Raw genomic sequence first — 25,219 nt, 5'->3', positions numbered from 1 at the left:
CTCCGGACCCGGCCCCGACCCCGGCCCCGACCCCGGGCTCCGGGCACCTGGAACTTCTGCCGGACCTCTGCCGGAAACCTCGGAACTTCTTGCCAAATGCCTCCGTTGTCTGGTGGTTGGTGCACATATGTCTGCCGATCGCCGTACGAGAGATGGTTTCCGTTTTGTGATCCAGGGGTTAGGCTCGCTGTAGCGGCCCCTCCACGCGCCGTACACCGGAGCCCTCTCCCGGGGCGGGAGGACTCCGGTGCGAATCCGCCCCGCACACCGCGGCCGGCCCTCCCAGACCGGCCCGGCAACCCTGTCCGCCGCTCGCGGCGGGCACGGGCCGACCCCCGGGTCGGACATCCCCCAGATACAACAGGAGTGTTGTGGTGTCTCCCGCCAAGTCGACCGCACGCCGCCTCGCCGGTGCCGGCGCCCTGTTCACCGCACTCGGCGTGATCGGCGCCGTGTCCGCGCTCCCGGCCTCCGCCGACCAGCTCGTCTGGGGAAACGCCCAGGCCTGGGTGTCCGACGGCGACGCCGTCGCCGGCTACTCGACCGCCACCGGTTTCGGCGGCACGACCGAGGGCAGCGCCGCGGCCGAGGACGTCTTCGGTCCGATGGCGCACTACCTGGAGATCGACGGCGAGAGCCACACCGTGGTCGACGAGGCGGGCGCGCGCGCCGCCTCCACCGTGCGGACCGCGACCTTCCGGATGGACGTCACCGACCTCGCCGCCCACGGGATGATCGACGTACCGCCGGACGCCGCGCTCCCCGACGCCTCGCCGTCCCCCTTCTCCCCGACCCCCGTCCCCTCCTCGGGGGCCGAGCCCACGGAGGAGGCCGCCCCGCTCCGGGACGCACCCGTCCCGAGCGACAAGGAGCCCCTGACCGGCGGGGAGGCGTCCGGGGCCGACGGAGGTGCCGGCACCGCCCCCGGCGACGAGGAGGGGGCCCGGGGGGACGGGGCGCCGTCCGACGCGCCCCTTCGCGAACCGCTGGGGGACGCCTCGTCCCCGAGCGCCTCCCCCAGTGCCTCCCCCAGTGCCTCCCCGGGCGAGGACGACGTGTTCGTCCTCGACGAGACCGGCTACGAGACGGTCTCCGCCGACGGCAACGCGGTGGAGTTCACCCTCTCCGACGTGACCACCACGGCCACCGCCGCCTACGGGGGCGAGACGGAGGCGACGTTCGCGCACGGCGACCTGACCGCGTTCGGCACCTCCGTGGGACCGCTGGAGGCGGGCGGGGACCGGCTCGTGGCGCGCGACCTCCTGGAGGTGGTCGACGAGGACGGCGACGTGGTCCTACAGGTGCCCGTCAGCGTCCGCTTCGCGGCCGCCGAGACGGCTTTCGGGGACGAGGACCCCGACTGGGAGGGCCGGGGAAGCCGCAGTTGGATGACCGTGTGGGTGCAGGTGGGCGAGCCCCGGGAGGAGAAGGGCTTCGCGGTGGACTTCGCCGACTCGTGGGCCCTCGGCTCCACCCGCGCCGCGGACACGTCACCGGTTCCCGGCGACAAGGACGGCGGGAGCGGGGAGACCGGGGAGGCGGCCGGGGACGACGGCCGCCTGGCGACCACGGGCGGCTCGCTCGTCGGGCTGGTCACCGCCGCGGTGGTGGCGGTCGGCGGCGGTACGGCCGCGACCCTCCTGGCCCGCAAGCGCACCACCGCCATGGACGACCGGATCGGCTAGGTCCTGTCCGGTGGACCCGGTCCTGTGCCGCTGGGGGTGGCGAGGGCGCCGACGGGCTGCCGTACCCGCGGCGTCGGGCACGAGGCGGAGCGCGGCGGAGCTCCGAGGAAACACGGTCCAGCCGGCTCCCCGGCCCCGGAGCTCGGGACACACGGAAGGCGGGTCTCCTTCTCGAAGACCCGCCCTCGACCATTGTCAGCCTTGCTCGGCTTTGTCAGCAGCCGGAGCCTGCCCGACCGTTCCCCCCGGAACCGGCACAGACCGGGAGATCACTCCGTACGCTGGCTGGGGATTCCGGCCAGCAGGGCGCGGACCTCAGTCTCGCGGTAGCGGCGATGTCCGCCCAAGGTGCGGATCGAGGTCAGCTTGCCCGCCTTGGCCCAGCGTGTCACGGTCTTGGGATCCACGCGGAACATGGTGGCAACCTCGGCGGGGGTCAACAGGGGCTCCGCCTCGGGCGTGCGAGTTGACATGTGTACGGCCTCTCCTCCTGGATCTGTGTGCCGATCCTTGAGCCTTAATCCTGGCACTTGGCCCGGATGTCCAATATTCCCTCTAGGTCTATATTGGCATCACCCGAGGTGATTGTACGACCACTCCAAGCAACTTTGCGCGTGGGAGGCCAGAAAGCCGCCCGTGGCCGCGTCACGCTAAGTGATTCTAGCGACACGTTTAGTGGCATGTGGCGTATTCGGTCAAAACTTCGTTCTCCGGCCTCGTTTTTCTCGATCCGGAGTTCCCGAAGTGCTACGGAGGCCTGACCGAAACCCGGTGTCATGTTCCGGGGGAGGAGGGCGTGGCCCTGGTCGGTCGCCGTGGGGGAGGGCGTGGGGTGGACCGGTGGAGGCGAGGCCGTGTGTGCTTCGGCTGTCGGGTCGGGAAGTGCGGATCGCCCGCGTGGCAAGGGTTCCGTGGTTACTCAGAGTGCGCTCAGTGATCGGCTGGTTACAGTCTACGTCGATCCCTATCGGGCGTTATGCCCAGTTTCACGACGCTTGATGTCGTGCGCGGACGACGTCCGGGCTCGCACCGTTGTCACGTGCGAAAAGATCTCCGGAGGAGGCCGAGAAACCTGGTGTACCAGGTTGGACACCGGCGTGGCGCGTGCGTACCCAGGCCATGCGGAGACGACAGAAGGCATACCCGTGTCCACGAAAAAGTGGGGATACCGTAACTCTCAGTTGGCGTGCTCCAGGGCACGTACCGACCTCCAGCGCCGCGTGAGCCTCTCCCGCAACTCCAGCACGCGCTCGACCTCCCCTGTCACCAGGGCTTCCACCGCCCCCGACACCTCGGCCACCGAGTGGTCCTCACTCAGGTGGTCGTCGTCGAGCAGGTGCGGCAGGCCCCCGTAGTCCAGCTCCAGCAGCGAGTCGGGGTGGGCCGTCAGGGACAGCCAGTCCGCCAGGTTCTCGGTCGAGGCCGACACCCCCCGCTGCCCGATGTGCTCCCGCAGCACCGCCAGCGTGTGTTCGAGCCGGCGTGTGGCCAGTGAGGTCCGGGTGAGGTACAGCAGCGTCCGGGTGGAGTTCGACGACAGCACCAGGCACCGCTCCTGGGGCTGGAACGGCACGAACCAGGGGACCGGGATGGTCCAGTTGCTCGACAGGATGCCCGGACGTGTCAGCGAGCCCGAGTCCCGCCACTCCCGGTAGTGCTCCTCGGTGCGCTCGGCCTCCGGATCCGGTACGAACGCCCCGCTCACCGCCACCGGCATCGTGTCGGTGAACTCGGTGAAGGCCCGCCAAGAGCGCAGCCGCGTCTGCCACGGGCAGACGTACAGGCGCTCGTTCACCCGCCGGAGGTAGGCGTTGCGGCTCTCCTCCGCCGGCGCCACCACCGGAGGCGTCGTGACCAGCCGCCGCAGGCTCTCGGCGTGCTCCGCCGCCAGCGCGTTGATCCGCCGCGGCCGGTCGGGTGAGGCCGCGTACTCCTCCCAGTAGCTGCGGTCGCACGGGGAGAACGAGTGGATCGGCTGGTAGACGCGGAGGTAGGCGGTGTAGGGCAGCACGAACGCATCGTGGCACATATCGTTGCGCGTGGCACTCACCGTGGCGATCCCCTGTCAGGGCGCCGATCCGTGTGCGCACCACATCCGTCACACCCGGGTGGCGTAGGCACGACGGGGGCCGACCAGGTACGGTTGTGTGTGTACGTAAGCTGGCGCCTGTCGTCAGTCGCGTTTGACGGCCGTCAGCCCGATAGTGCGGGTTAGTAAGTGATCTGGGGTTCGTCGGAACCCAATCGTTGAGGGGGTCGAGCCAATGGGGCGCGGCCGAGCCAAGGCCAAGCAGCAGAAGGTCGCCCGGAAGCTCAAGTACAGCTCCGGCGGGACCGACCTTGAGCGGCTGCGGTCGGAGCTGGGTGTCGCTGAGGACGAGGGGTCTACCTCCGGGCCGTTGGGTCCGGACGGTGCCTACGAGGATCCTCAGGACGACCTGGTCGACCGTTACGCGGATCTTGCCGACAAGTACTCGGACTCCGACAAGTAGTAGCCGGTCGGGCGAGGTTCTCAGGTCGCTCGGACAACAACCGCTGACCTGTGGCGGTTACGGTTCTCCGTTCGGAAGCCGTGGCGGACAGGTGGATATAGCCGGTGCGAACCACCCTGGTGGTTCGCACCGGCTATGTTCGCGTCCGTTTCTCACGCGTACTCGCCGGTCAGGACCGCCTGGCCGGAGCCGGCCGTCACCGTGCCCAGCCGCCAGGCCGGGACACCGCGGTCGGCCAGTACCTCCAGCGCGCGTCCGGCGTCCTCCGCCGCGACGACCGCCACCATGCCCACACCCATGTTGAACGTGGCCTCCATGTCCTCCCGGCTCACACCGCCCCTGTCGGCGAGGTGGCCGAACACGGGAGCGGGCGACCAGGTGGCGCGGTCCAGCTCCGCGTCCAGGTGGTCGGGCAGGGACCGGGAGAGGTTGGCCGCCAGGCCGCCGCCGGTGACGTGCGCGTAGGCGTGCACCCCCACCGCGCCGGTCAGCGCGACGCAGTCCTTGGCGTACACCCGGGTCGGGGTGAGCAGGACCTCGCCCAGTACCCCGCCCAGCTCGGGGACGTGCGCGAACAGGTCCAGGTCGGCCCGTTCCACGATGTGCCGGATGAGCGAGTAGCCGTTGGAGTGCGGCCCCGAGGAGCCCATGGCGATCACCGCGTCGCCCTCGCGGACCCGGTCCGGGCCGAGGATCGCGTCGCCCTCCACCACGCCGGTGCCCGCGCCGGCGAGGTCGTACTCGTCGGGCTCCATGGCGCCCGGGTGCTCGGCGGTCTCCCCGCCGATCAGCGCGCAGCCCGCCTGGTGGCAGCCCTCCGCGATGCCGCCGACGATCTCGGCGATGCGCTCGGGGACCACCGCGCCGCAGGCGACGTAGTCGGTCATGAACAGGGGCTCGGCGCCACTGACCACGAGGTCGTCGACGACCATCGCCACCAGGTCGACGCCGATCGTGTCGTGCTTGTCCATCTGCTGGGCGAGCAGCACCTTGGTGCCCACGCCGTCGGTGGATGTGGCCAGGACCGGGTCCTTGTACCTGCCCGTGTCGAGCCGGAACAGACCCGCGAAGCCGCTGGCGTCGGTCACCTGCTCGGGTCGGCGGGTGCGCGCCACGTGACGCTTCATCAGGTCGACGGCGCGCTCACCGGCGGCGATGTCGACGCCCGCGGCCGCGTACGCGCCCGTCGTCCCTGTGCTGTCGGCTGCCACGCGAGTCTCTCCTCGTGCTGTGTTGCGTTGGTGGTGCGGTCCCCGCGGCCCGTCCCCGGGCACGGCGGAGCCGCCGCGCCGGGTCCGGTCCGGGGGTGGTTACTTGTCGCTGGTGGCCAGGGTCGAGCCCTCGGGCGTGCCGCAGGCCTTCTCCAACAGGTACTTGCCCTGGGAGTCGACGTCCACGTCGATCGGGTACACGCCGTCGAAGCAGGCCCGGCACAGGTCGTCCTTGGGCACCTCCGACGCGGCGATGAGCTCGTCGAGGTCCACATAGGCCAGGGAGTCGGCGTTCACCGACTCGGCGATCTCGTCCACGGTCAGGTTCGCGGCGATGAGCTCGGCGCGGGTGGCGAAGTCGATGCCGTAGTAGCAGGGCCACAGCACGGGCGGGCTGGAGATGCGCACGTGGACCTCCGCGGCGCCGGCGTCGCGCAGCATCCGGACCAGGGCCCGCTGGGTGTTGCCGCGCACGATCGAGTCGTCCACGACCACCAGGCGGCGGCCCTCGATGACCTCGCGCAGCGGGTTGAGCTTGAGCCGGATGCCCAGTTGGCGCAGGGTCTGGCTGGGCTGGATGAAGGTGCGTCCCACGTAGGAGTTCTTCACCAGGCCCTGGGCGAAGGGGATGCCGCTGGCCTCGGCGTAGCCGACCGCGGCGGGCGTGCCGGACTCGGGTACCGGGATGACCAGGTCGGCCTCCACCGGGTGCTCCCTGGCCAGGCGGCGGCCCGTCTCCACACGGGTGGAGTTGACGTTGCGGCCCGCGATGGTGGTGTCGGGGCGGGCGAGGTAGACGTACTCGAACAGGCAGCCCTTGCGGCGGGCGGGCGCGAAGCGGCGGGACCGGACTCCGCGCTCGTCGATGGTGATGAGCTCGCCGGGCTCGATCTCGCGGACCATGGTGGCGCCCACGATGTCCAGGGCGGCGGTCTCGCTGGCGACCACCCAGCCGCCGGCGCCGGAGGTCTCGCCCATGCGGCCCAGCACGAACGGGCGGATGCCCTGCGGGTCGCGCGCCGCGTACAGCGTGTTCTCGTCCATGAACACCAGGGAGAAGGCGCCCCTGACCTTCGGAAGGAGTTCGGCCGCCGCGTCCTCCACCGAACTGCCGTTCCTGGCCCGGTCGGCCAGCAGGTTCGTGAGGACCTCGGTGTCCGTGGTGGCGCCCCGACGGGTGTCGGGCAGCATCGCCGCCAGTTCCGGGGTGTTGATCAGGTTGCCGTTGTGGCCGAGGGCCAGACCCCCCTCACGCGCCGTGTAGAAGGTCGGCTGGGCGTTCTCCCACACCGGCGAGCCGGTGGTGGAGTAGCGGCAGTGGCCGATCGCGAGGTGGCCGCGCAGGGAGTCCAGGGTCGCCTCGTTGAAGACCTGGGACACGAGTCCCATGTCCTTGTAGACGAGGATCCGGTCCCCGTCGCTCAGTGCGATGCCCGCGGACTCCTGCCCGCGGTGCTGCAGGGCGTAGAGGCCGAAGTAGGTGAGCTTGCTGACTTCTTCGCCGGGTGCCCAGACCCCGAAGACGCCGCAGGCGTCCTGCGGGCCGCGTTCGAGCGGATCGAGGTCCATGGAGAGCCGGCCGTCGGAGTACGACACACCCACAGCCTAGTACCTGGCGGTCCGCCCGGCACCACCCGGGGGAGGTACCGGCCACAGGGGCAGCCGTCCGGACAGGTCGGAGCGGGCTCCGCTCGCCCGCACCAGGTGCCCGGAGACGGCCTGTTCCCAGGAGAGGCGCCCGGTGGCCACACGCAGCCAGGTGAGGGGATCGGTCTCCACGACCCCCGGCGGGGTGCCCCGGGTGTGACGCGGCCCCTCGACCGCCTGGACGGCGCCGTACGGTGGCACGCGCACCTCCAGGCTGTGTCCGGGGGCGCGGTCCGCGAGTACGGCCAGACTGCCCCGTACGGCGGCCTTGACGGCCGCGCGCAGCGGCTCGTCGGCGCGCAGGACCGCCTCCGCGCAGGCGGCGACGGCGGCCTCGTCACCGCCCTCGAAGGGGGCCTCTCCCAGCGCGGAGAGCTGTTCGTCCAGGGACCCGCGCAGGCGCCGCAGGGCGCTCGCGCTCAGAGCGGAAGGCATGGACCAAAGCCTACGGGCGGGACCGGCGGGGGCGGAGCCATCGTGTGGGTGAACAGGAGGGGTGCTTGTCATTGCGACCAAATGGCCCGAAGGTGGACATCGAAGAACACCGGCGGAACTGTCCGCCGGTCTCCGCTCGATTGGGTGATTCCTGTCTCAGCGCACCGCTGGTCAGCGGGAGCGGGACACGGTAGCGTCCCGAACCGTCCCGGTGTTGTCGAGATTGAGAGGATTGCGATGGACCCCCTACCCCCAGGGTGTTCCATACGGCGGCACCGCCAGAGATGAACAAGGGGTGACCAGGTCCGTGTCCGCCCGTCTCCACGGCGCCGGGCCCGTGCCGCCCTGCCCGCCGCGCAGGACCAGACGGCCCGCGCGTCTACCATCCACCAAGGAACACCACCGCACCATCGGGAGAACGACGTGCGCCTGCGCTTGCGCCCGCGTGATGACAGTTACTACGAGATGTTCACCGACTCGGCGAACAACCTGGTCATCGCGGCCCGCCTGCTGGTGGAGCTGATGAGTGACGGGGCTGACCGCGAGGCCATCACCGAGAAGATGCGCGCCTGTGAGCACGCGGGTGATGACGCCACCCACGCGATCATGCGTCGCCTCAACAAGAGTTCGGCCACACCCATTCACCGCGAGGACATCTACCGGCTGGCCTCGAACCTGGACGACGTCATGGACTCCATGGAGGCCGCCGTCGACCTGATCGGCCTCTACGGTCTGGAGCGGCTCCCCAAGGGGATCATCGACCAGATCGAGGTGCTGGAGCGCGCCGCCGAGCTGACCGCCGAGGCGATGCCCCGGCTCCGCGCACTGGAGGACCTGAACCGGTACTGGATCGAGATCAACCAGCTGGAGAACCAGGCCGACCGCATCTACCGCAAGCTCCTCGCCCGCCTGTTCAGCGGGGAGTACGACGCCCTGACCGTCCTCAAGCTCAAGGACGTCATCGAGGAGCTGGAGACCGCCGCGGACGCGTTCGAGCACGTCGCGAACACGGTGGAGACCATCGTCGTCAAGAACGGCTGAGGACACCGAACACCCCCGGACCCGAGTCCCCCGACCGAACCTCCCCCGTCCCCCGCCCCGTGAGGACCGGTGGCGGGCGACAGGCGTGCCCTCCTGCCCTCCGAGGGGCTCCGGGGCCCGCCGGAGTACCCGGCGGGCCCCGGAGCGCCGTCCGGGGTACCGCCGGCCGTCCCCCCGCGCGGGGAGCGGGCCGGGAGCTACAGGCCGGTGATCTCGCGGGCGGGGACCGTCCGGCGGGACAGCACCTCCACGAGGTGGTCGAAGAACCCGTCGGCGTCGACCTCCTCGACCACCGTCGCGTTCGCCTCCAGCCCGTGGACGCCCCAGGACATGGCCGCGTACCCGCGGGTCAGCTCCCCGGCGGTCTCCACGTCCACGTGGTACCGCCCGGAGCGGCGCACCAGCTCCGGGTGCAGCAGCACCGCGGCGGTCAGCGAGTCCGGGTGCGTGGTGCCGTCGATGCCCACCCTGCGGTCGAACTCCAGCGTCGCCGAGCACACGCGGCCGAAGAAGTCCCCGAGAGGGGTGCCCAGGGCGGCGATGGCGTCCAGCCGCTCCTGGTCGAACACCGCGTGGCGCAGGGTCAGCGGGTCCCACGGGACCACGGTGACATCGAAGCCCGCCGCGAACACGGCCTTCGCGGCCTCCGGGTCGACGTAGAAGTTGAACTCCGCGGCGGCGGTGATGTTGCCGCGGCCGTTGTTGGACCCGCCCATGACGTACAGGGCGCCGACGTTGCGGACGAAGTCCGGGTCCTTGGCCACGGCCATCGCGATGTTGGTCAAAGGCCCGATCGCCACGATCGACAGCTCACCGGGGCTCTCGGCGGCCAGCCGGACCAGGGCGTCCACCGCGTGCTCCGGCTCGGGCTCCAGCTCCGAGCAGTCCATGGCCAGCCCGCCGGATCCGTCACCGTGCACGTTCTCCGCGCTCACCCACGGCCGGACGAGCGGGCGGCGGGAACCCAGGTACACGGGCACCTCGCCGAGGCGACCGGCCACGCTGAGGGTGGTGAAGGCGTTGCGCACCTGCTGTTCGAAGCCCACGTTCCCGGCCACCATGGTGATGGCGCGCAGGTCGGCCCCCGGGTCCAGCAGCCCCACGAGGAGTGCCACGCAGTCGTCCTGCGCGGTGTCGGTGTCGATCACCAGCGGAGTGGTCACTTCTCTCCTCTTGGCCGCCGTGGCCGTCTCGTCGGTCGTCCCGGTGGGAGACGAGTATGCAACGGAACAGCCGGGGCGGCCACCCCGCCAACGGCCTCTCCATCGCCGGTCGTGCCTTCGGGGAAGGCACAGGTGAGGGGTTGGCCGAAGCGGCCTCTCCATCACCGGTCGCGCCTGGTGGGAGGGGGGTTAGCCGAAGCGGCCACCCCATCACCGGCCACCCTGTCGGGGGAGCCGTAGACGAAGGGTTGGCCGAAGCGGCCTCTCCATCACCGGTCGCGCCTGGTGGGAGGGGGGTTAGCCGAAGCGGCCACCCCATCACCGGCCACCCCTTCGGGGGAGCCGCGGACGAAGGGTTAGCCGAAGCGGCCTCTCCATCGCCGGCCACCCTTTCGGGGGAGCCGTAGACGAAGGGTTAGCCGAAGCGGCCGGTGATATAGTTCTCGGTCTCCTTCTTCTCCGGCCTCGTGAAGATCTGGTTCGTCTCGCCCATCTCGATGAGCTGGCCGGGCTTGCCCGGAGCCGACAGGTTGAAGAACGCCGTCCGGTCGGACACACGAGCCGCCTGCTGCATGTTGTGCGTGACGATGACGATCGTGTAGTCCTCCTTCAGCTCGTGGATGAGGTCCTCGATCGCCAGGGTCGAGATCGGGTCCAGCGCCGAGCAGGGCTCGTCCATGAGCAGCACGGAGGGCTTCACCGCCGTGGCGCGGGCGATGCACAGCCGCTGCTGCTGACCGCCCGAGAGGCCCGCACCGGGCTTGTTCAGCCGGTCCTTGACCTCCTCCCACAGGTTCGCGCCGCGCAGCGACCCCTCCACCAGGTCGTCCGCCTCGGACTTGCTCATCCGCCTGTTGTTGAGCCGCGCACCGGCGATGACGTTGTCGTAGATGGACATCGTCGGGAACGGGTTGGCCTTCTGGAAGACCATGCCGACCTCGGTGCGCACCATGACCGGGTCCACGCCGGGCGCGTAGATGTCCAGGTCGTCCAGGAGCACCTTGCCCTCGGCGCGGGCGCCGGGCGTCACCTCGTGCATCCTGTTGAGGGCCCGCAGGAAGGTGGACTTGCCGCAGCCGGACGACCCGATGAACGCTGTCACCGACCGCGGCTCGATGGTCATCGACACGTCCGCCACGGCCAGGAAGTCGCCGTAGTAGACGTGGAGTCCGGAGACGTCGATACGTTTCGCCACTGGAAGTTCCTCGTGAATCTGCTCCGCGCGCGGGGCGTGGGCGGTTGGTCTGGGGTCAACGGGCCTTCGGTGCGAACAGGCCGCCGATCATGCGGGCCAGGAAGAACAGCAGCATCACCACCAGGATCAGCGTCAGCGCCGCGGCCCAGGCCCGCTCGTAGTTGATGGCGCCGCCCATGCGGACCTGCGAGTAGATGAACACCGGGAGGTTCATCATCTGTCCGTCGAACAGGTTCCAGTTGATCGACACCGCCGACGTTCCCGCCGTGAGGATCAGCGGAGCCGTCTCTCCGATAACACGTGCGATGGCGAGCATGATTCCTGTGGTCAGCCCGGCGGCGGAGGTCGGCAGCACCACCTTGGTGATGGTCCGCCACCGGGGCACGCCCAGGGCGTAGGCCGCCTCGCGCAGGTCCTGCGGCACCAGCCGCAGCATCTCCTCGCTGGAGCGCACCACGACCGGGATCATCAGCACCGCCAGTGCGATCGCGCCCGCCGCGCCGTTGGTGTGGCCCGGGCCGAACAGCACCATCCACAGCGCCACCACGAACAGGCCGGCGACGATCGACGGGATGCCCGTCATGACGTCGACGAAGAACATGAGGAGCTGCTTCATGCGGCCCTGGGCGTACTCCACCAGGTAGACGGCGGTCATCACACCGATCGGTACCGAGATGAGCGTGGCCATCCCGGTGATCGCCAGGGTGCCGACGATCGCGTGGTAGGCACCGCCCGCGTCCATGCTGGGCAGGACGCCGTTCATCGACACCGACAGGAAGTAGATGTCGAGCCGGTTCATGCCGTTGGTGAACACGGTCCACAGCACCGACGCCAGCGGCAGCATCGCCAGCAGGAAGCACATGTAGACGATCGAGGTGACCAGCCGGTCCTTGGCCTTGCGCCCGCCCTCTACGCGGGCCGAGGCTGTCACGGCGATCACCACGTACGCGACGGCGGTGAGCACCCCCCACAGGAGGAACCCGAAGGAGGAGAAGGCCAGCAGGACCCCGGCCACCACGGCGGCGCAGGAGGCCAGCAGGGCGGCGGGGAAGCGGCGCGGCAGCGTCCCACTGCGCAGGTTGATCCGGGGCGAGCCCATGCCCGGTCCGGGAGCGGGGGGCTGGGTGGTCGTCGTGCTCATCGTGACTCCTTGTTCCCCCGCGCCACCACGTAGCGCGCGCCCATGTTGACCACGAGGGTGATCGCGAACAGGACCAGGCCGGCGGCGATCAGCGCGGACACGCCGTACCCGGTGGCCTCGGGGTACTGGAGCGCGATGTGCGCGGCGATGGTCTGGTTTCCGCTCTGCAACAGGTCCCAGGAGACGACCAGGGCGGGGGACAGGATCATGGCGACGGCCATGGTCTCGCCCAGGGCGCGGCCCAGGCCGAGCATCGCGCCGCCGATCACTCCGGACTTGCCGAACGGCAGTACGGCCAGCTGGATCATCTCCCAGCGGGTGGCGCCCATGGCCAGGGCGGCCTCCCGGTGTCCCTGCGGGGTCTGGCGGAACACGTCGCGCGACATCGCGGTGATGATCGGCAGGACCATGACGGCCAGCACCACGCTCGCGGTCAGGATGGTGCGCGCGGAGGTGGACGCGGGGCCGGAGAACAGCGGGATCCAGCCCAGGTAGCGGGCCATGGCCTGGTACACGGGGACCAGTTGCGGCGCGAGGAAGCCGATGCCCCACAGGCCGTAGACGACGCTGGGGATGGCGGCCAGCAGGTCCACCATGTAGCCGAGCAACGAGGCCAGTCTGCGCGGTGCGTAGAAGACGATGAACAGGGCGATCCCGATCGCCACCGGTGTGGCCAGCAGCAGCGCGATGGCCGCGGCGAGCACGGTGCCGAACGCCAGCGCGGCGACACCGAACGCGGGATCCTCGCGGACGTTGGGCTCCCACGCCATCGTCGTCAGGAAGTTGGCGGTGTTGGCGGCCAGGGAGGGCCAGGCCTGAACGATCAGGAAGGCCGCGACGCCGGCGAGGATCAGCAGGATCAGGATGCCCGAGCCCCGGGCGAGCCCGGCGAAGGCGACGTCGCCGATCCGGCGCTTGCCCGAGGACGGCGGTGCCGTCTCGGGCGCGTCCGTGGTCGTCATGGATTGACTCCGGTTCGGAAGGTCTCAGGGCGGTTCGCCCGTGTGGTGCGGTGAGGGCCGTGCACCCTCGTGCGTGCCTGGTCTCGTTGTTCCCGACGGGGCGACGTCCTCCCCGGAACGGGGAGCCGCCCTCCCGACGGAGGCCCGTCCGAGCTCCGTGTGCGGCCGGTCACCGGCCACCCCGCCACGGTCGTGACGTGCGATGGCCGTATCGCGCCGAATGTGAAGGTAGGCGGGGAAGGTGACGAGTTGTACCAGGGAAGATGAACGGAGAATGAACGGGGCGTCGCACTACCGTGGCGGTAGGGAGATTGCTCGGTTAATGTGACGATCCGCACGTCAGGAGGGGCTCTGCCGGTCCCCGTCGACGGGCGGCGCGTACATCACGTCGGTGTCCCACATGGCGAACCCGAGCGACTCGTACAGCCGCACGGCTGCCCCGTTGTCACCGTCCACGTACAGGTGCACCCACGGCAGCCCGGCGTCGCGCAGATGGCGCAGGCCGGCCAGGGTCAGCGTGCGGCCGAGCCCGGTGCCCTGCCAGTCGGGGTCCACACCCACCACGTAGACCTCGCCGACCGGCTCGCCGTCGGTGAGCCCGGCGCCGTCGGCGTGGACCTTGGTCCAGTGGAAGGCGACGACCCGTCCGTCGTTGGCGGTGGCCACGAAGAAGCCGTCCGGGTCGAACCAGTCCTCCACCTCGCGCTGGAGCAGGTCGTCCAGGGTGATCTGTCCCTGTTCGGGGTGGTCGGCGAAGGCGCGCGCGTTCGCCTCCAGCCAGGCCTGTTCGTCCTGGCCCACGACGAACGTCCGCAACCGCACCCGGTCGGCCACCTCGGGCCGCAGCTCCGGCTCGGGCAGCTCGGGAGCCGCCCAGGGGCCGCCCGCCTCGTCGTCGGCGATGTCGCGCAGCGGCATCCGCATCTTGTGGAGTTCGCGTACGGCGGTCCAGCCGCCCTCCTGCGCGACCGAGACCGCCTGCGGGACGCGTCCGTGCGCCCACACGCGGACCCCCTCGGGGCCGGCGTCCCGGTGGACCGAGTCCAGCAGGGCGGTGCCGTGTCCGCGCCCCCTGTGGGCGGGGTCGACGACGACCTCTCCGGAGCCGGGCTCGTCCGCGACGCGTTCGACGAACGCGAAGCCGACCACGCGTTCGTCCTCGATGACCAGGTGGAAGCGGCTGCTCCCGGAGGGGGCGCCGTGTCTGACGCGGAGCAGTGTGTGCTCCGACAGCGGGGCGACGCCGTCGGCCGCGCGGGCGGCCTCGGCGAGTGTCAGCACCTGGTCGGCGAGGGCCGCGTCCAGGTCGTCGGTGACTAGCGGGGTACTCATGAAGCGCAAGCCTACGACGAAGCGGCCACGGGAATTCGGACAGGCACGGCCGCGGAGGGGTTTGTCCTGGTGAGTCGCCCGGCCCCGCGGGGCGGCGGGGCCGGGCGACTCCCGTCTCGGCCCTACTGCCTGCGGCGCTTGCCCTGGTAGCCGCCGCCGACACGGACGCGCCGAGCCGGCGCCAGCGGGGTCGCGAGCAGCAGCGCGAGGAGGAACGCCGCGAGCAGCACCGCCGGGGCCATGTTCGGGCCCAGGTCGCCGTGGCCGGCGGCCACCTCGGTCTCGTCGCCGTCCAGTTCGTCGCCGCCGGATCCCGGGGTCACCGTCGGCAGCGCGGCGAGGTCCTCGGAGCCGGGGGCGACCTCGGGCAGGGCGGCGTCGTCGCTCGGCAGGTCCGGGAAGGCGGGGTCGCTGGTGGGCACGTCACTGGTGGGGACGTCGCCCACTCCGCCGCCGGTCGAGGGGTTCGAGGGCGTGGAGGGGTTGCCGGAACGGCCGGAGTCGTTCCTGTCACCGGAGCCCCCGGAGCCGTTGCCGTCACCGGAACCTCCGGAGACGCTCGGATCCTTGGTCGGGTCCTCGGTCTCCTCTGGGGTCCCGGACGGATCCGGGTCCGGCGGAGGAGAGGTCTCGCTCTCGGTGGGATCCGGCGAAGGGGTGGGTGACGGCGTCGGAGGGGGCGTGTGGCTCGGCCCGGTCACCGAGACCGTCCACGCCCCGGTGGCGACGGTGTGCACGGTCGTCGGTTCGAGGGCCGTGCAGTCGACGCCCTCCTGTGCGAGCGCGTAGGTGAGGATCGCGACGACGTCGGTCGGCTTGCTGGGCCTGCCGGTGACCTCGCCCGCGGACACGGAGTCGCCCGGAGCGACCTCCTGTGGCTCGAAACCCTGTGCACTGAACTCAAGGGCCTTCACGTCCAGCCCTGTCAGGCAGATGCTGGCGTCGCCGGTGTTGCTCACGGTGAGGGGGTTGGCCGGGGCGGACTCGCCCAGTTTCACCTCGCTGGTGCCGTTCTCGAAGTCGATGACCGCCGACGCGGTGGGCGGTTCGGTGGGCGGGTCGGAAGGGGGCGGCGAGGGCGACGGGGATGCTGAGGGAGGAGGAGAGGTCGAAGCAGAGGCCGGGGGAGAGGCGGATGCGGAGGGTGAGACGGAGGGTGAGGGGGTCCCGGACGGGCTCGGTTCGGCGTGGGCCGGAGGCATCACGGCGATCAGGCTGGAACCGACGAATACGGCGCCCAGAGCGGCACCCGCGCGGCGGAGGCCGGGGGTGAGCGGGGAACTCGCGGCGGACGTGGACATCGGGGCGTTCTCCTCCTTGCGGATGGCGCGCCAAGACGGTTTCGGCACACCCTGCCGCGAGGAGTTCGCCGCGCCTGACGTCCCGGCGTTCGGGTGCCCCCCGATCCTAGGACCTGGAGCCGTCGAACACGAGAGCCCACGCGCCCTCTTCCGCACCGTTGGTCATCTCGCGGTGGCGGAGAGCACGGAGGACCCCGGGGCGCCCGCGCGGTGCGCGGCGCCCCGGAGCGGTCCGTGGATCCGTGCGGACACGGTTCGCGGGCCCGCCCACCTGCTGTTATCTGCTGTCGGCCTCGGCGACCCGGGCGGCGGGCAGCGGGTCGACGCTCTCCACCGGGGCCACGGGAGCCTTGGCCACCGGGTCGGGCACGAAGCGGTAGCCCACGTTGCGCACGGTGCCGATCAGGGACTCGTACTCCGCGCCGAGCTTGGCGCGCAGGCGCCGCACGTGGACGTCGATGGTGCGGGTGCCGCCGAAGTAGTCGTAGCCCCACACCTCCTGGAGCAGCTGCGCCCGGGTGAACACCCGGCCGGGGTGCTGTGCCAGGAACTTGAGCAGCTCGAACTCCTTGAAGGTGAGGTCCAGGATGCGGCCGCGCAGGCGCGCGATGTAGGTGGCCTCGTCGATGACGAGGTCGCCCCTGCGGATCTCGTCGGGGTCGTCCGTTCCGGCCTCGGCCGATCCGACGGCCAGCCGCAGGCGCGCCTCCACCTCCGCGGGGCCGGCGGTGGCCAGGACGAAGTCGTCCGCCTGCCAGTCGGGGGTCAGGGCCGCCACGCCGCCCTCGGTGAGGATGACGATCAGCGGGCAGTCGAGACCGGTGGTGTCGAGCAGGCGGCAGAAGTTGCGGGCGGCGGCGAGGTCGGTCCGGGCATCGACCAGAATGGCGTCGACCGGTGAGCCGGATCCGCCGGCCGCGCCCGAGGCCAGCAGGGCTCCGGCCTCGGCCGGTGCCACCCGCACGGAGTGCAGGAGGAGGCCGAGGGCGGGAAGTACGTGGTCCGACGGTTCGTTCGAGTTCGTCAACAGAAGCAGATGGCTCATGCGTCTCTTCTCGTCATCCCGCGATGCGGGCGATCGAAGGCGCCATTGCCCCCGGGTGAAGATGTCTTGTACGTCGCCTCCGAGCAACACAAGGATAATCAACAGATGGCGAAGTGCACTATCAGGTACTGGGCAGCGGCCAAGGAAGCGGCCGGAACGGCCGAGGAGACGGTTACCGCCGTCACGCTCGGAGAAGCCCTCGCGGCGGCGTGTCTGCTGCATCCGGACGACCGCTTCCAGCGCGTACTCGGATCTTCGTCGCTCCTGGTCGACGAACGCCCGGTCGGGCGCAGGCCGCATGGTGAGGTCGGGGTCGCGGACGGGACTGTGATCGAGGTCCTACCGCCCTTCGCGGGCGGATGAGGCGGCCGGAACGGCCACGGAAGCAGGGAGGGAACATGACGCGAAGCCCCGAGTGGGCGGGCCGTGCGCGCGTGGTGATGCTCGGCAAACCGGAGTGCCACCTGTGCGAGGACGCCTGGGGGACCATCGAGCGGGTCACCGGCGAACTGGGCGAGAGCCGGGCCCGGGAGTGGCTGGACGATGTGGGCGAGGCCGACCGCGAGGAGTACTGGGACAAGGTCCCGGTCACGTTCGTGGACGGTCGCCGCCACGACTTCTGGAGGGTCGGCGAGGACCGGCTGCGCGCCGCCCTCGGCGGCTGATCGGAACACGCCGGGCGGCGGGGAAAGTTTGTTGTGTACACAAATGCTCACATCTGAGCTATTTCGGTTGTCCCCTTTGCCATAACGCGAACTCGTGGTTTCCGGAAGGCGTGCCACGGCCCTTCCGGGTGGGAACTCATGAGCCCGTCGTCACACCGGCCCCCACTTTGTGCGCACTTTCACAAGCACGTAATCTAGGGGTTCCAGACCTGTCGGGGGAGCGGGGCGACACCCCGCCCGCTCCTGGCGCCGGACCGCGCGGCCCGCCTCCCGCGCGGTCCGTCCCCGCACCAGCCCGCACCGACCGCCGCTCAGGAGCGCCCGCCTGTGATCAGTCGTCCACCACGGCCCCGGGACAGGGGCATCCCGGAGGCCACCGTGGCCCGGCTCCCCGTCTACCTGCGCGCCCTCCAGGCGCTCCAGGACCGCGGAACCCTCACCATCTCCTCCGAGGCCCTCGCCTCCGCCGCCGGTGTGAACTCGGCCAAACTGCGCAAGGACCTCTCCCACCTCGGGTCCTACGGGACGCGCGGAGTGGGGTACGAGGTCGAGTACCTCGTCTACCAGATCTCGCGTGAGCTTGGTCTCACCCAGGACTGGGCCGTGGCCATCGTCGGCATCGGCAACCTGGGCCGCGCACTGGCCAACTACGGGGGCTTCGGAACCCGCGGTTTCCGTATCGCGGCCCTGCTCGACGCCGACCCCGCGATGGTCGGACAGAACGTGGCGTCCCTGGACGTGAGGCATATTGACAGCCTGGAGGAGGTTGTGCGTACCAAGGGCGTTTCCATCGGCGTCATCACGACACCGGCGGCCGCGGCCCAGGGCGTGGCGACGCGCTTCGTCGAGGCCGGCGTGGCCAGCATCCTCAACTTCGCCCCGGTCGTCCTCAATGTGCCGGACGGAGTCGATGTGCGTAAGGTCGACTTGTCCATCGAACTCCAGATCCTCGCCTTCCACGCGCAGCGCAGGGCCGATGGCGACGGCCGGGGCGCGGAACGCGCTGGACTGGAACTGATGTGAGACATGTCGACGATTCGGGGCCGCTGGGCCCGTGTGAGCGGTGGGCGATGAGCGAGCGTGCGCCGCGTACCGGGAGGTCCGTCCGCCTCCGGGAACATACGAAGACGCTGTGTAGTGCCTGCATAGGAGAATGCGGATGAGTGTCCTGGCCGTGGGGTTGAGCCACCGGAGTTCGCCGGTGGCGCTACTCGAACGTGTCGCGCTGAACGGGGAGACGCGGACCAAGGCGGTCGGGGAGATGGTCGGCTCCGAGTCCGTCAACGAGGTCATGATCGTCTCCACCTGCAACCGCACCGAGGTCTACGCCGACGTCTCGGCCTTCCACGGCGGTGTCGCGGCCGTCACCGAACTCCTCTCCTGGCACACGGGCGTCCCTCTCGGCGAGCTGTCCGAACACATGTACGTGCACTACGAGGACCGCGCCGTCCAGCACCTGTTCTCCGTCACCTGCGGGCTGGACTCCATGGTCGTCGGCGAGGGACAGATCCTCGGCCAGGTGCGCGACGCCCTCAAGGAGGGCCAGGAGAGCGGCTCCGTCGGCCGCGTCCTCAACGACCTCGGACAGCGCGCCCTGCGCGTGGGCAAGCGCGCCCACACCGAGACCCACCTGGACCACGCGGGCGCCGACATGGTCAGCTTCGGCCTCACCGTGGCCTCCGGCGGCCTGGGCCTCGGCCCGACCGGCGCCCCCCGCACCACCGCCGGCCAGACCCTCCCGGCCGTGGACGCGGTGCCCCCCGCGGGCTGCCCCATGTCCGCCGATCCCCGCGACACCGTCGAGGCGCCCGGCCTCGCCCAGCCCACGCACGGGCCCCTCACGGGCGTGCGCGTCCTCGTCCTCGGCGCCGGGTCCATGAGCGCCCTGTCCGCCAACACCGTCTCCCGCCAGGGCGCGGCGGCGGTCGTGGTGGCCAACCGCACCATGGAGCGCGCCGCACGCCTCGCCGAGTGCCTCACCGAGGCCTACGAGACCGTCGACGCCCGCGCCGTCCCCTTCGAGGACGCCGCCGACACCCTCGCCGAGGTCGACCTGGTCATCTCCTGCACCGGAGCCCAGGGCCTCGTCCTCGCCGCGGACGCCGTGGCCGCCGCCACCGCCGCGCGCACGCGCCCCCTGGTCTTCCTCGACCTCGCGCTGCCCCGCGACATCGACCCCGCCGTGCGCGGACTGGCCGGTGTGGAGCTGGTCGACATCGAGGACCTGCGCCAGGCCGCCGCCACGGCCCCCGGCACCGACACGGGCCGCGACAGCGCCCTCACCCTCGCCCGCGGCATCGTCGACGAGGAGGTCGCCGAGTTCCGCGCGGTCCGCCGCGCCCACCAGGTGACCCCCACCGTCGTCGCCCTGCGGGCCCAGGCCAGGGACGTCGTGGAGTCCGAGCTGTCGCGTCTGCACGGACGCCTCCCCGACGACCTCGACGACCGCGCGCGCGAGGAGATCACGCGCGCCATGCGCCGCGTCGCCGACAAGCTCCTGCACAGACCGACCGTGCGCGTCAAGGAACTGGCCGCCGCACCGGACGGGGAGTCCTACGAGGCGGCCCTTCGGGAACTCTTCGCACTCGATCCGGGGACCCCGGAGGCGCTGGCCGCCACCGAGGGACCCGCCACCGCGGCACCGACCGCACAGGAGAAGCCATGACAGGTACGCCCGCCAACGGCAGCCCCGTCGACAGCGCCCCCGCCAAGCTCGGTACCCGCCGCAGCACCATGGCCACCAGCCAGTCGCGGATGGTCGCCGACGCCATCACCGAGCGCACCGGCCGGGCGATCGAACTGGAGCTGATCACCAGCTTCGGCGATGTCACCAAGGCCCACCTGACCCAGCTCGGCGGCACCGGCGTGTTCGTCAACGCCCTGCGCGACCGGCTCCTCGAAGGCACCATCGACTTCGCCGTCCACTCGCTCAAGGACCTGCCCACCACCCCGGCCGACGGGCTCGTGCTGGCCGCCGTCCCCGAGCGCGACGACCCGCGCGACGCCCTGTGCGCCCGCGACGGCCTCAAGTTCGCCGACCTGCCCCCCGGCGCCGTCATCGGCACCGGATCCCCGCGCCGCGTCGCCCAGCTCGCCCTGCTGCGCCCGGACCTGACCTACGTGCCGATCCGCGGCAACGCCGAGACACGCCTGGGCAAGGTCACCTCCGGCGAGCTCGACGCCGTCGTCCTCGCCTACGCCGGACTCGGCCGCGTCGGCCGCGCCGAGGACGCCACCGACGTCTTCGAGCCCGAGCAGATGCTGCCCGCTCCCGGCCAGGGCGCCCTCGCCGTCGAGTGCCCCGCCGAGCGCCTCGAGGGCGACCTCGCCTACCTGGCCTCGGTCGACCACGCCGCCACCCGCGTCGCGGTCGTGGCCGAGCGCACCGTGCTCGCGGAGCTCGAAGCCGGATGCGCCGCCCCGGTGGGCGCCTACGCCCAGTACGACGCCGAGACGTCCCGCCTGCACCTGCGCGCCGCCGTGGTCGCCACCAACGGGTCCAGCGCCGTGCGCCGCGAGCGCGGCGTCGAACTCGAATCGGTCGCGGACCTGGCCGCCGCCACAGCGCTCGGCCGGGACCTGGCCCGCCAGATGATCGACGAGGGAGCCGACCGCATCGTGGCGGAGGCCTTCGCGGAGAGGGACACACCCTAACCAGGAGCCGGCGGCGGGCGTCCTCGGCCGGAACCCGCCGCATCCGCAACCGCCCCGGATACCGCGTACCGGGGCGCGGGCGACCCACACAGAGGAGCCAGTACGTGAACGCCAACGCCAACCCCCAGCAGGAGGAGCCGCGCCGCCCCGCGCACGGGTCCGGGCACGTAGCCCTGGTCGGTTCCGGGCCGGGCGACGCCGACCTGCTGACCCTGCGCGGCGCCGAGCTGCTGCGCCGAGCCGACGTGGTCATCACGCTGCGCGAGCCGGCGGCCGAGGAGCTCTCCGCCTTTCGCGGCGAACTCCTCGCCCACTGCTCCGAGGACGTCTCCGTGGTGGAGGCCGGCGAGTGCGGCGGCGACGTCAACGCCCTCGCGCTGACCCGGGCCCGCGAGGGGCGGCGGGTGGTCCGCCTGTACTCCGGCGATCCGTTCTTCGGCTGCCGCGGAGCCGAACTGGTCGCCGCCTGCCACGAGGCCGGGATCGAGGTCGAGGTCGCCCCGGGCGTCTCCGCGATCACCTCCGTGCCGACCTTCGCGGGCGTGCCGCTGATGGACGCGGAGAGCCCCGAGGTACGCGTGCTCAACGCCCGGGTCGAGGGCGGGGTCGACTGGAACGAGGCGGCCGCCAGCGACGCCACCCTGGTCGTCATGGGCGCCGACGCGCCCGCCGGAGAGGCCCCCGGACACCAGGGTCCCGGCTTCGACGTGCTGTGCAAGGCCCTCGTCTCGGGCGGCCGCCCCGCCACCACCCCCGTCTCGGTCGTGCGCGCCGGGGGCACCACCCGTCAGACCACGGTCACCTCCACGCTGGCCCGGCTGGTCGCCGACCTCAAGGCCAAGGACGCCAAGGGCCACCACGCCACCGCTCCCGCGCTGATGATCGTCGGCCCCGCCGCGGCACGCCAGCCCGACCTGTCCTGGTACGAGACCCGGCCGCTGTTCGGCTGGCGCGTCCTGGTGCCCCGCACCAAGGAGCAGGCCGCGGCCCTGTCCGACCAGCTGCGCGGCTACGGAGCGGTGCCCGAGGAGGTGCCCACCATCTCCGTGGAGCCGCCGCGCACCCCGCAGCAGATGGAGCGCGCCGTCCGCGGACTGGTCACCGGCCGCTACCAGTGGGTGGCCTTCACCTCCGCCAACGCGGTCAGGGCGATCCGCGAGCGCCTGGAGTCCTACGGCCTGGACGCGCGCGCCTTCGCCGGGGTCAAGGTCGCCGTCGTCGGCGAGGCCACCGCCAGGGCCGTGCGCGACTTCGGCATCCAGCCCGACCTGGCGCCGCCCGACGAACAGCAGTCCAGCGCGGGCCTGGTGGAGGTGTGGCCGCCCTACGACGCCGAGATCGACCCGATCGAGCGCGTGCTGCTGCCGCGCGCCGACATCGCCACCGAGACCCTGGCCGCGGGCCTGGACAAGCTCGGCTGGGACGTCGACGACGTCACCGCCTACCGCACCGTGCGCGCCGCGCCCCCGCCCGCCCCTGTCCGAGAGGCGATCAAGGGCGGCGGTTTCGACGCGGTGCTGTTCACGTCCTCCTCCACGGTGCGAAACCTGGTGGGGATCGCGGGCAAGCCGCACAACACCACCGCCATCGCCGTGATCGGCCCGGAGACCGAGAAGACCGCGATCGAGTTCGGACTGCGCGTGGACGTCGTGGCCCCGAAGGCGTCCGTTTCCGCCCTCGCGCAGGCCCTTTCGGAGTACGGTGCCGCCAAGAGGCGTGAAGCCGTCGAGGCGGGCAAGCCCGTCCTCAAGCCCAGCCAGAAGCGGCGCGGGCGCCGGCGCAAGCTCTGAGGGCTCCGGGGCCCTCGGAGCCCCGGAGCCCCGCCCCGCCGTCCGACCGCCGCACGAACCCACATCGGGAGTCCCGCGATGACCGCCTCCAGCAACGACGCCGCCTTCCCCGTCGCCCGGCCGCGCCGCCTGCGCCGTGGCCCGGCGCTGCGCCGCCTGGTCGCCGAGACCCGGGTGCTTCCGGAGAACCTCGTCCTGCCGGTGTTCGTCAAGGAGGGGATCTCCGAGCCGGTGGCGATCTCCTCGATGCCCGGCCAGGTGCAGCACACCCGTGACAGCCTGCGCAAGGCCGCCCACGAGGCGGCCGCGGCCGGGGTCGGCGGGCTGATGCTGTTCGGCATCCCCGGGCACAAGGACGAGCGCGGCTCGGCGGCCGACGACCCGGAGGGCGTCGTCCAGGTGGCCCTGCGCGACCTGGCCGCCGAGGTCGGCGACGACATCGTGGTGATGGCCGACCTGTGCCTGTGCGAGTACACCGACCACGGCCACTGCGGTCCGCTGCTGACCGACGGACACGTCGACAACGACCTCACCCTGGAGCGGTACGCGTCCATCGCCGCCGCCCAGGCCGAGGCGGGCGCCGCCGTGGTGGCCCCCAGCGGCATGATGGACGGCCAGGTCGCGGCCATCCGCGCCGGGCTGGACCGCGCCGGGCACGAGCGGGTGCCGATCCTGGCCTACGCCGCCAAGTACGCGTCGGCCTTCTACGGGCCCTTCCGCGAGGCGGCCGAGGGCGCGCCGCGGTTCGGCGACCGCTCCGGCTACCAGCAGGACCCCGCCAACGCGCGCGAGGCGCTGCGCGAGGTCGCCCTGGACGTGGCCGAGGGGGCCGACATGGTGATGGTCAAGCCGGGCCTGGCCTACCTCGACATCGTGGCCAGGGTGGCCGAGGCCTCCCCGGTACCCGTGTCGGCCTACCAGGTCAGCGGCGAGTACGCGATGATCGAGGCGGCGGCGGAGCGCGGCTGGATCGACCGCGAACGGGCCGTTCTGGAGACCCTCACCTCGTACCGGCGGGCGGGGGCCGAACAGATCCTCACCTACTGGGCTACCGAGGCCGCCCGCCTGCTGCGGTAGCGGGGCCAGGCCCCGCCCCGGCCGCGGTCTCCGGGCGCAGGGCCTTTCCGACGGCGAGGCCGCGCCTGGATCACGAGGACCACCGGGGAGGCTTCATGGCCGAGGTTCTGTACCGACGTAAACGGCGCCACGCCGCGGACAGCATGCTCGACGCCGCGCTGGGATACGCCGCGCTGGGCTGGCCGGTGGCGCGCGGCACCTCGCCCGGCCAGGACCGCGCGTGCAGTTGCGACCGCATGGGCTGTCCGGATCCGGCGGCGCATCCGGTGACGATGGCCTGGGGGGTGGAGGCCAGCACCGACGCCGACGTCATCCGCCGGTGGTGGACGGCCACCCCGGAGGCGAACATCATCCTGCCCACGGGCCGGGTCTTCGACGTGTTCGACGTACCCCGCGAGGCGGGCGTGATGGCGCTGGCCAGGATGGGCCGCTCGGGAGTGCCCTCGGGGCCGGTGGCGACGGCGGAGACCTCCCGCTACCTGTTCTTCGTGGCCACCCGCTCACCGGTCGACGAGGACGAGTGGTGGTCCTGCCGCCTGGACTGCGTGCCCGAGGCCGTGGAGGACATGCCGGGCCTGCGCTGGCACTGCCGGGACAGCTTCGTGCTCGGCGCACCGTCCCAACTGCCCTCCGGCGGCAGGTTCTCCTGGATCCGGGCCCCGCACGGCACGGACGGCACGGACGGCGCGGTGGTGCTGCCCGACCCGATCGCGGTGCTCGGCATCCTCGCCGACGCCAGCGAGGAGTTCGCCGGCTAGTCCGCGCGGGACGGATGCGGCGGAGGGGCCTCGCGCGGCCCTCTCCGCCCTCCGCGCGCGGCCGGGTGTCAGAGCACGATCTCCTCGGCGTTCACGACCACGCCGTCCTCGTCGCCGTAGAGCCACTCGCCGGGGACGAACGTGACGTCGCCGAAGGAGACCGGCACGTCCAGGCGCCCGGCGCCGTCCTTGAGGGACTTGCGGGGGTTGGAGCCCAGGGCCTTCACACCCAGGTCCAGGCCGCCCAGGGCACGGGTGTCGCGGACCGCGCCGAAGATCACGGCGCCGGCCCAGCCGTTGGCCACGGCCGCCTCGGCGATCATGTCGCCCATCAGGGCGGACCGCAGCGATCCGCCGCCGTCCACCACCAGGACCGCGCCGTCGCCGGGGGTGTTGAGGACCTGCTTGACCAGGCCGTTGTCCTCGTGGCACTTGACCGTGCGGATCCGGCCGGAGAACACCTCGCGCCCTCCGAACCGGCGGAACTGCGTGGAGCAGCTGCGCAGGGTGTCGCCGTGGTCGTCGATGAGGTCCGCCGTGGAGAAGTTCGAGGTCATGGCAGCTCCGGTCTCGGGGAGGCGAATGGACACCACCAAAGTTACTCGCTGGTACCTCCGACGCTTTG

24 protein-coding genes are annotated in these 25,219 nt (G+C 71.6%); 11 read left to right on the top strand and 13 right to left on the bottom strand.

Going from position 1 to position 25,219, the window contains the following annotated elements:
- Window positions 1-374: 374 nt before the first annotated feature.
- Window positions 375-1,685, top strand: coding sequence for a hypothetical protein (locus NOSIN_RS20180; protein WP_236743405.1), 1,311 nt, complete (start codon window positions 375-377; stop codon window positions 1,683-1,685).
- Between the two features lie 269 nt (window positions 1,686-1,954).
- Here NOSIN_RS20180 and bldC read toward each other — a convergent pair whose 3' ends face one another.
- The gene (bldC, locus tag NOSIN_RS20175; RefSeq protein ID WP_013155387.1) at window positions 1,955-2,158 is read right to left on the bottom strand and encodes a developmental transcriptional regulator BldC; all 204 of its coding nucleotides are present in this window, start codon (window positions 2,156-2,158) and stop codon (window positions 1,955-1,957) included.
- 704 nt (window positions 2,159-2,862) lie between these two features.
- Entirely contained in the window at window positions 2,863-3,714 is an 852-nt protein-coding gene (locus NOSIN_RS20170; protein WP_077692252.1) for a hypothetical protein, read from the bottom strand.
- A gap of 235 nt (window positions 3,715-3,949) precedes the next feature.
- Here NOSIN_RS20170 and NOSIN_RS20165 point away from each other — a divergent pair, with 235 nt between their 5' ends.
- On the top strand, window positions 3,950-4,177 hold the full coding sequence (locus NOSIN_RS20165) for a DUF3073 domain-containing protein (protein WP_077692251.1): 228 nt from the start codon (window positions 3,950-3,952) through the stop codon (window positions 4,175-4,177).
- A gap of 152 nt (window positions 4,178-4,329) precedes the next feature.
- Here NOSIN_RS20165 and purM read toward each other — a convergent pair whose 3' ends face one another.
- The 3 genes from purM to NOSIN_RS20150 all read right to left on the bottom strand — a co-directional run bounded on the left by purM (window position 4,330) and on the right by NOSIN_RS20150 (window position 7,470).
- Window positions 4,330-5,388, bottom strand: coding sequence for a phosphoribosylformylglycinamidine cyclo-ligase (purM, locus tag NOSIN_RS20160; protein ID WP_077692250.1), 1,059 nt, complete (start codon window positions 5,386-5,388; stop codon window positions 4,330-4,332).
- A 99-nt stretch (window positions 5,389-5,487) separates the two neighbouring features.
- Window positions 5,488-6,984 (bottom strand): amidophosphoribosyltransferase, encoded by a 1,497-nt coding sequence (purF, locus tag NOSIN_RS20155; protein ID WP_077693677.1) that lies wholly within the window; start codon window positions 6,982-6,984, stop codon window positions 5,488-5,490.
- 9 nt (window positions 6,985-6,993) lie between these two features.
- Window positions 6,994-7,470: a sterol carrier family protein gene (locus NOSIN_RS20150; protein WP_077692249.1), complete on the bottom strand. Its 477-nt coding sequence runs from the start codon at window positions 7,468-7,470 to the stop codon at window positions 6,994-6,996.
- Between the two features lie 423 nt (window positions 7,471-7,893).
- Between NOSIN_RS20150 and NOSIN_RS20145 the strand changes: the two genes are divergently transcribed.
- Window positions 7,894-8,511 (top strand): DUF47 domain-containing protein, encoded by a 618-nt coding sequence (locus tag NOSIN_RS20145; RefSeq protein ID WP_073704808.1) that lies wholly within the window; start codon window positions 7,894-7,896, stop codon window positions 8,509-8,511.
- 197 nt (window positions 8,512-8,708) lie between these two features.
- Here the strand turns inward: NOSIN_RS20145 and NOSIN_RS20140 are convergent, their stop codons facing one another.
- From NOSIN_RS20140 to NOSIN_RS20110, 7 genes are all read right to left on the bottom strand, one after another.
- Window positions 8,709-9,674, bottom strand: a complete 966-nt coding sequence (locus NOSIN_RS20140; protein WP_077692248.1) for a nucleoside hydrolase — start codon at window positions 9,672-9,674, stop codon at window positions 8,709-8,711.
- Window positions 9,675-10,089: 415 nt separating this feature from the next.
- Window positions 10,090-10,869, bottom strand: a complete 780-nt coding sequence (pstB, locus tag NOSIN_RS20135; protein WP_077692247.1) for a phosphate ABC transporter ATP-binding protein PstB — start codon at window positions 10,867-10,869, stop codon at window positions 10,090-10,092.
- 55 nt (window positions 10,870-10,924) lie between these two features.
- Window positions 10,925-12,010: a phosphate ABC transporter permease PstA gene (gene pstA / locus NOSIN_RS20130; protein WP_077692246.1), complete on the bottom strand. Its 1,086-nt coding sequence runs from the start codon at window positions 12,008-12,010 to the stop codon at window positions 10,925-10,927.
- Window positions 12,007-12,972: a phosphate ABC transporter permease subunit PstC gene (gene pstC, locus NOSIN_RS20125; protein WP_077692245.1), complete on the bottom strand. Its 966-nt coding sequence runs from the start codon at window positions 12,970-12,972 to the stop codon at window positions 12,007-12,009. Before pstC ends, pstA begins: the two co-directional genes overlap by 4 nt.
- 339 nt (window positions 12,973-13,311) lie before the next feature.
- Window positions 13,312-14,304, bottom strand: a complete 993-nt coding sequence (gene mshD / locus NOSIN_RS20120) for a mycothiol synthase (protein WP_077693676.1) — start codon at window positions 14,302-14,304, stop codon at window positions 13,312-13,314.
- 122 nt (window positions 14,305-14,426) lie between these two features.
- Window positions 14,427-15,605, bottom strand: a complete 1,179-nt coding sequence (locus NOSIN_RS20115) for a hypothetical protein (RefSeq protein WP_077692244.1) — start codon at window positions 15,603-15,605, stop codon at window positions 14,427-14,429.
- Window positions 15,606-15,882: 277 nt separating this feature from the next.
- Complete coding sequence (locus NOSIN_RS20110) at window positions 15,883-16,650, bottom strand: winged helix-turn-helix transcriptional regulator (RefSeq protein WP_077692243.1); 768 nt, start codon at window positions 16,648-16,650, stop codon at window positions 15,883-15,885.
- A 105-nt stretch (window positions 16,651-16,755) separates the two neighbouring features.
- Between NOSIN_RS20110 and NOSIN_RS20105 the strand changes: the two genes are divergently transcribed.
- The 8 genes from NOSIN_RS20105 (at window position 16,756) to NOSIN_RS20070 (ending at window position 24,594) form a co-directional block, all read left to right on the top strand.
- Window positions 16,756-17,013 (top strand): MoaD/ThiS family protein, encoded by a 258-nt coding sequence (locus NOSIN_RS20105; RefSeq protein ID WP_077692242.1) that lies wholly within the window; start codon window positions 16,756-16,758, stop codon window positions 17,011-17,013.
- Window positions 17,014-17,048: 35 nt separating this feature from the next.
- The gene (locus tag NOSIN_RS20100; protein ID WP_077692241.1) at window positions 17,049-17,315 is read left to right on the top strand and encodes a glutaredoxin family protein; all 267 of its coding nucleotides are present in this window, start codon (window positions 17,049-17,051) and stop codon (window positions 17,313-17,315) included.
- A gap of 327 nt (window positions 17,316-17,642) precedes the next feature.
- On the top strand, window positions 17,643-18,338 hold the full coding sequence (locus NOSIN_RS20095) for a redox-sensing transcriptional repressor Rex (protein ID WP_077692240.1): 696 nt from the start codon (window positions 17,643-17,645) through the stop codon (window positions 18,336-18,338).
- Between the two features lie 136 nt (window positions 18,339-18,474).
- Window positions 18,475-19,980 (top strand): glutamyl-tRNA reductase, encoded by a 1,506-nt coding sequence (locus tag NOSIN_RS20090; RefSeq protein ID WP_077692239.1) that lies wholly within the window; start codon window positions 18,475-18,477, stop codon window positions 19,978-19,980.
- Window positions 19,977-20,969, top strand: a complete 993-nt coding sequence (gene hemC / locus NOSIN_RS20085) for a hydroxymethylbilane synthase (RefSeq protein WP_077692238.1) — start codon at window positions 19,977-19,979, stop codon at window positions 20,967-20,969. Before NOSIN_RS20090 ends, hemC begins: the two co-directional genes overlap by 4 nt.
- 104 nt (window positions 20,970-21,073) lie before the next feature.
- Window positions 21,074-22,759, top strand: coding sequence for a bifunctional uroporphyrinogen-III C-methyltransferase/uroporphyrinogen-III synthase (locus NOSIN_RS20080; RefSeq protein WP_077692237.1), 1,686 nt, complete (start codon window positions 21,074-21,076; stop codon window positions 22,757-22,759).
- Window positions 22,760-22,837: 78 nt separating this feature from the next.
- On the top strand, window positions 22,838-23,836 hold the full coding sequence (hemB, locus tag NOSIN_RS20075) for a porphobilinogen synthase (RefSeq protein WP_077692236.1): 999 nt from the start codon (window positions 22,838-22,840) through the stop codon (window positions 23,834-23,836).
- A 95-nt stretch (window positions 23,837-23,931) separates the two neighbouring features.
- Window positions 23,932-24,594, top strand: a complete 663-nt coding sequence (locus NOSIN_RS20070; protein WP_077692235.1) for a bifunctional DNA primase/polymerase — start codon at window positions 23,932-23,934, stop codon at window positions 24,592-24,594.
- 68 nt (window positions 24,595-24,662) lie between these two features.
- On the opposite strand, the gene rraA is transcribed toward NOSIN_RS20070, so the two are convergent.
- Window positions 24,663-25,151 (bottom strand): ribonuclease E activity regulator RraA, encoded by a 489-nt coding sequence (gene rraA, locus NOSIN_RS20065; RefSeq protein WP_077692234.1) that lies wholly within the window; start codon window positions 25,149-25,151, stop codon window positions 24,663-24,665.
- Between the last annotated feature and the right edge of the window lie 68 nt (window positions 25,152-25,219).

This window comes from Nocardiopsis sinuspersici, assembly GCF_001998325.1.
Classification (GTDB): domain Bacteria; phylum Actinomycetota; class Actinomycetes; order Streptosporangiales; family Streptosporangiaceae; genus Nocardiopsis; species Nocardiopsis sinuspersici.
This window is presented reverse-complemented; position numbering and strand designations above follow the sequence as displayed.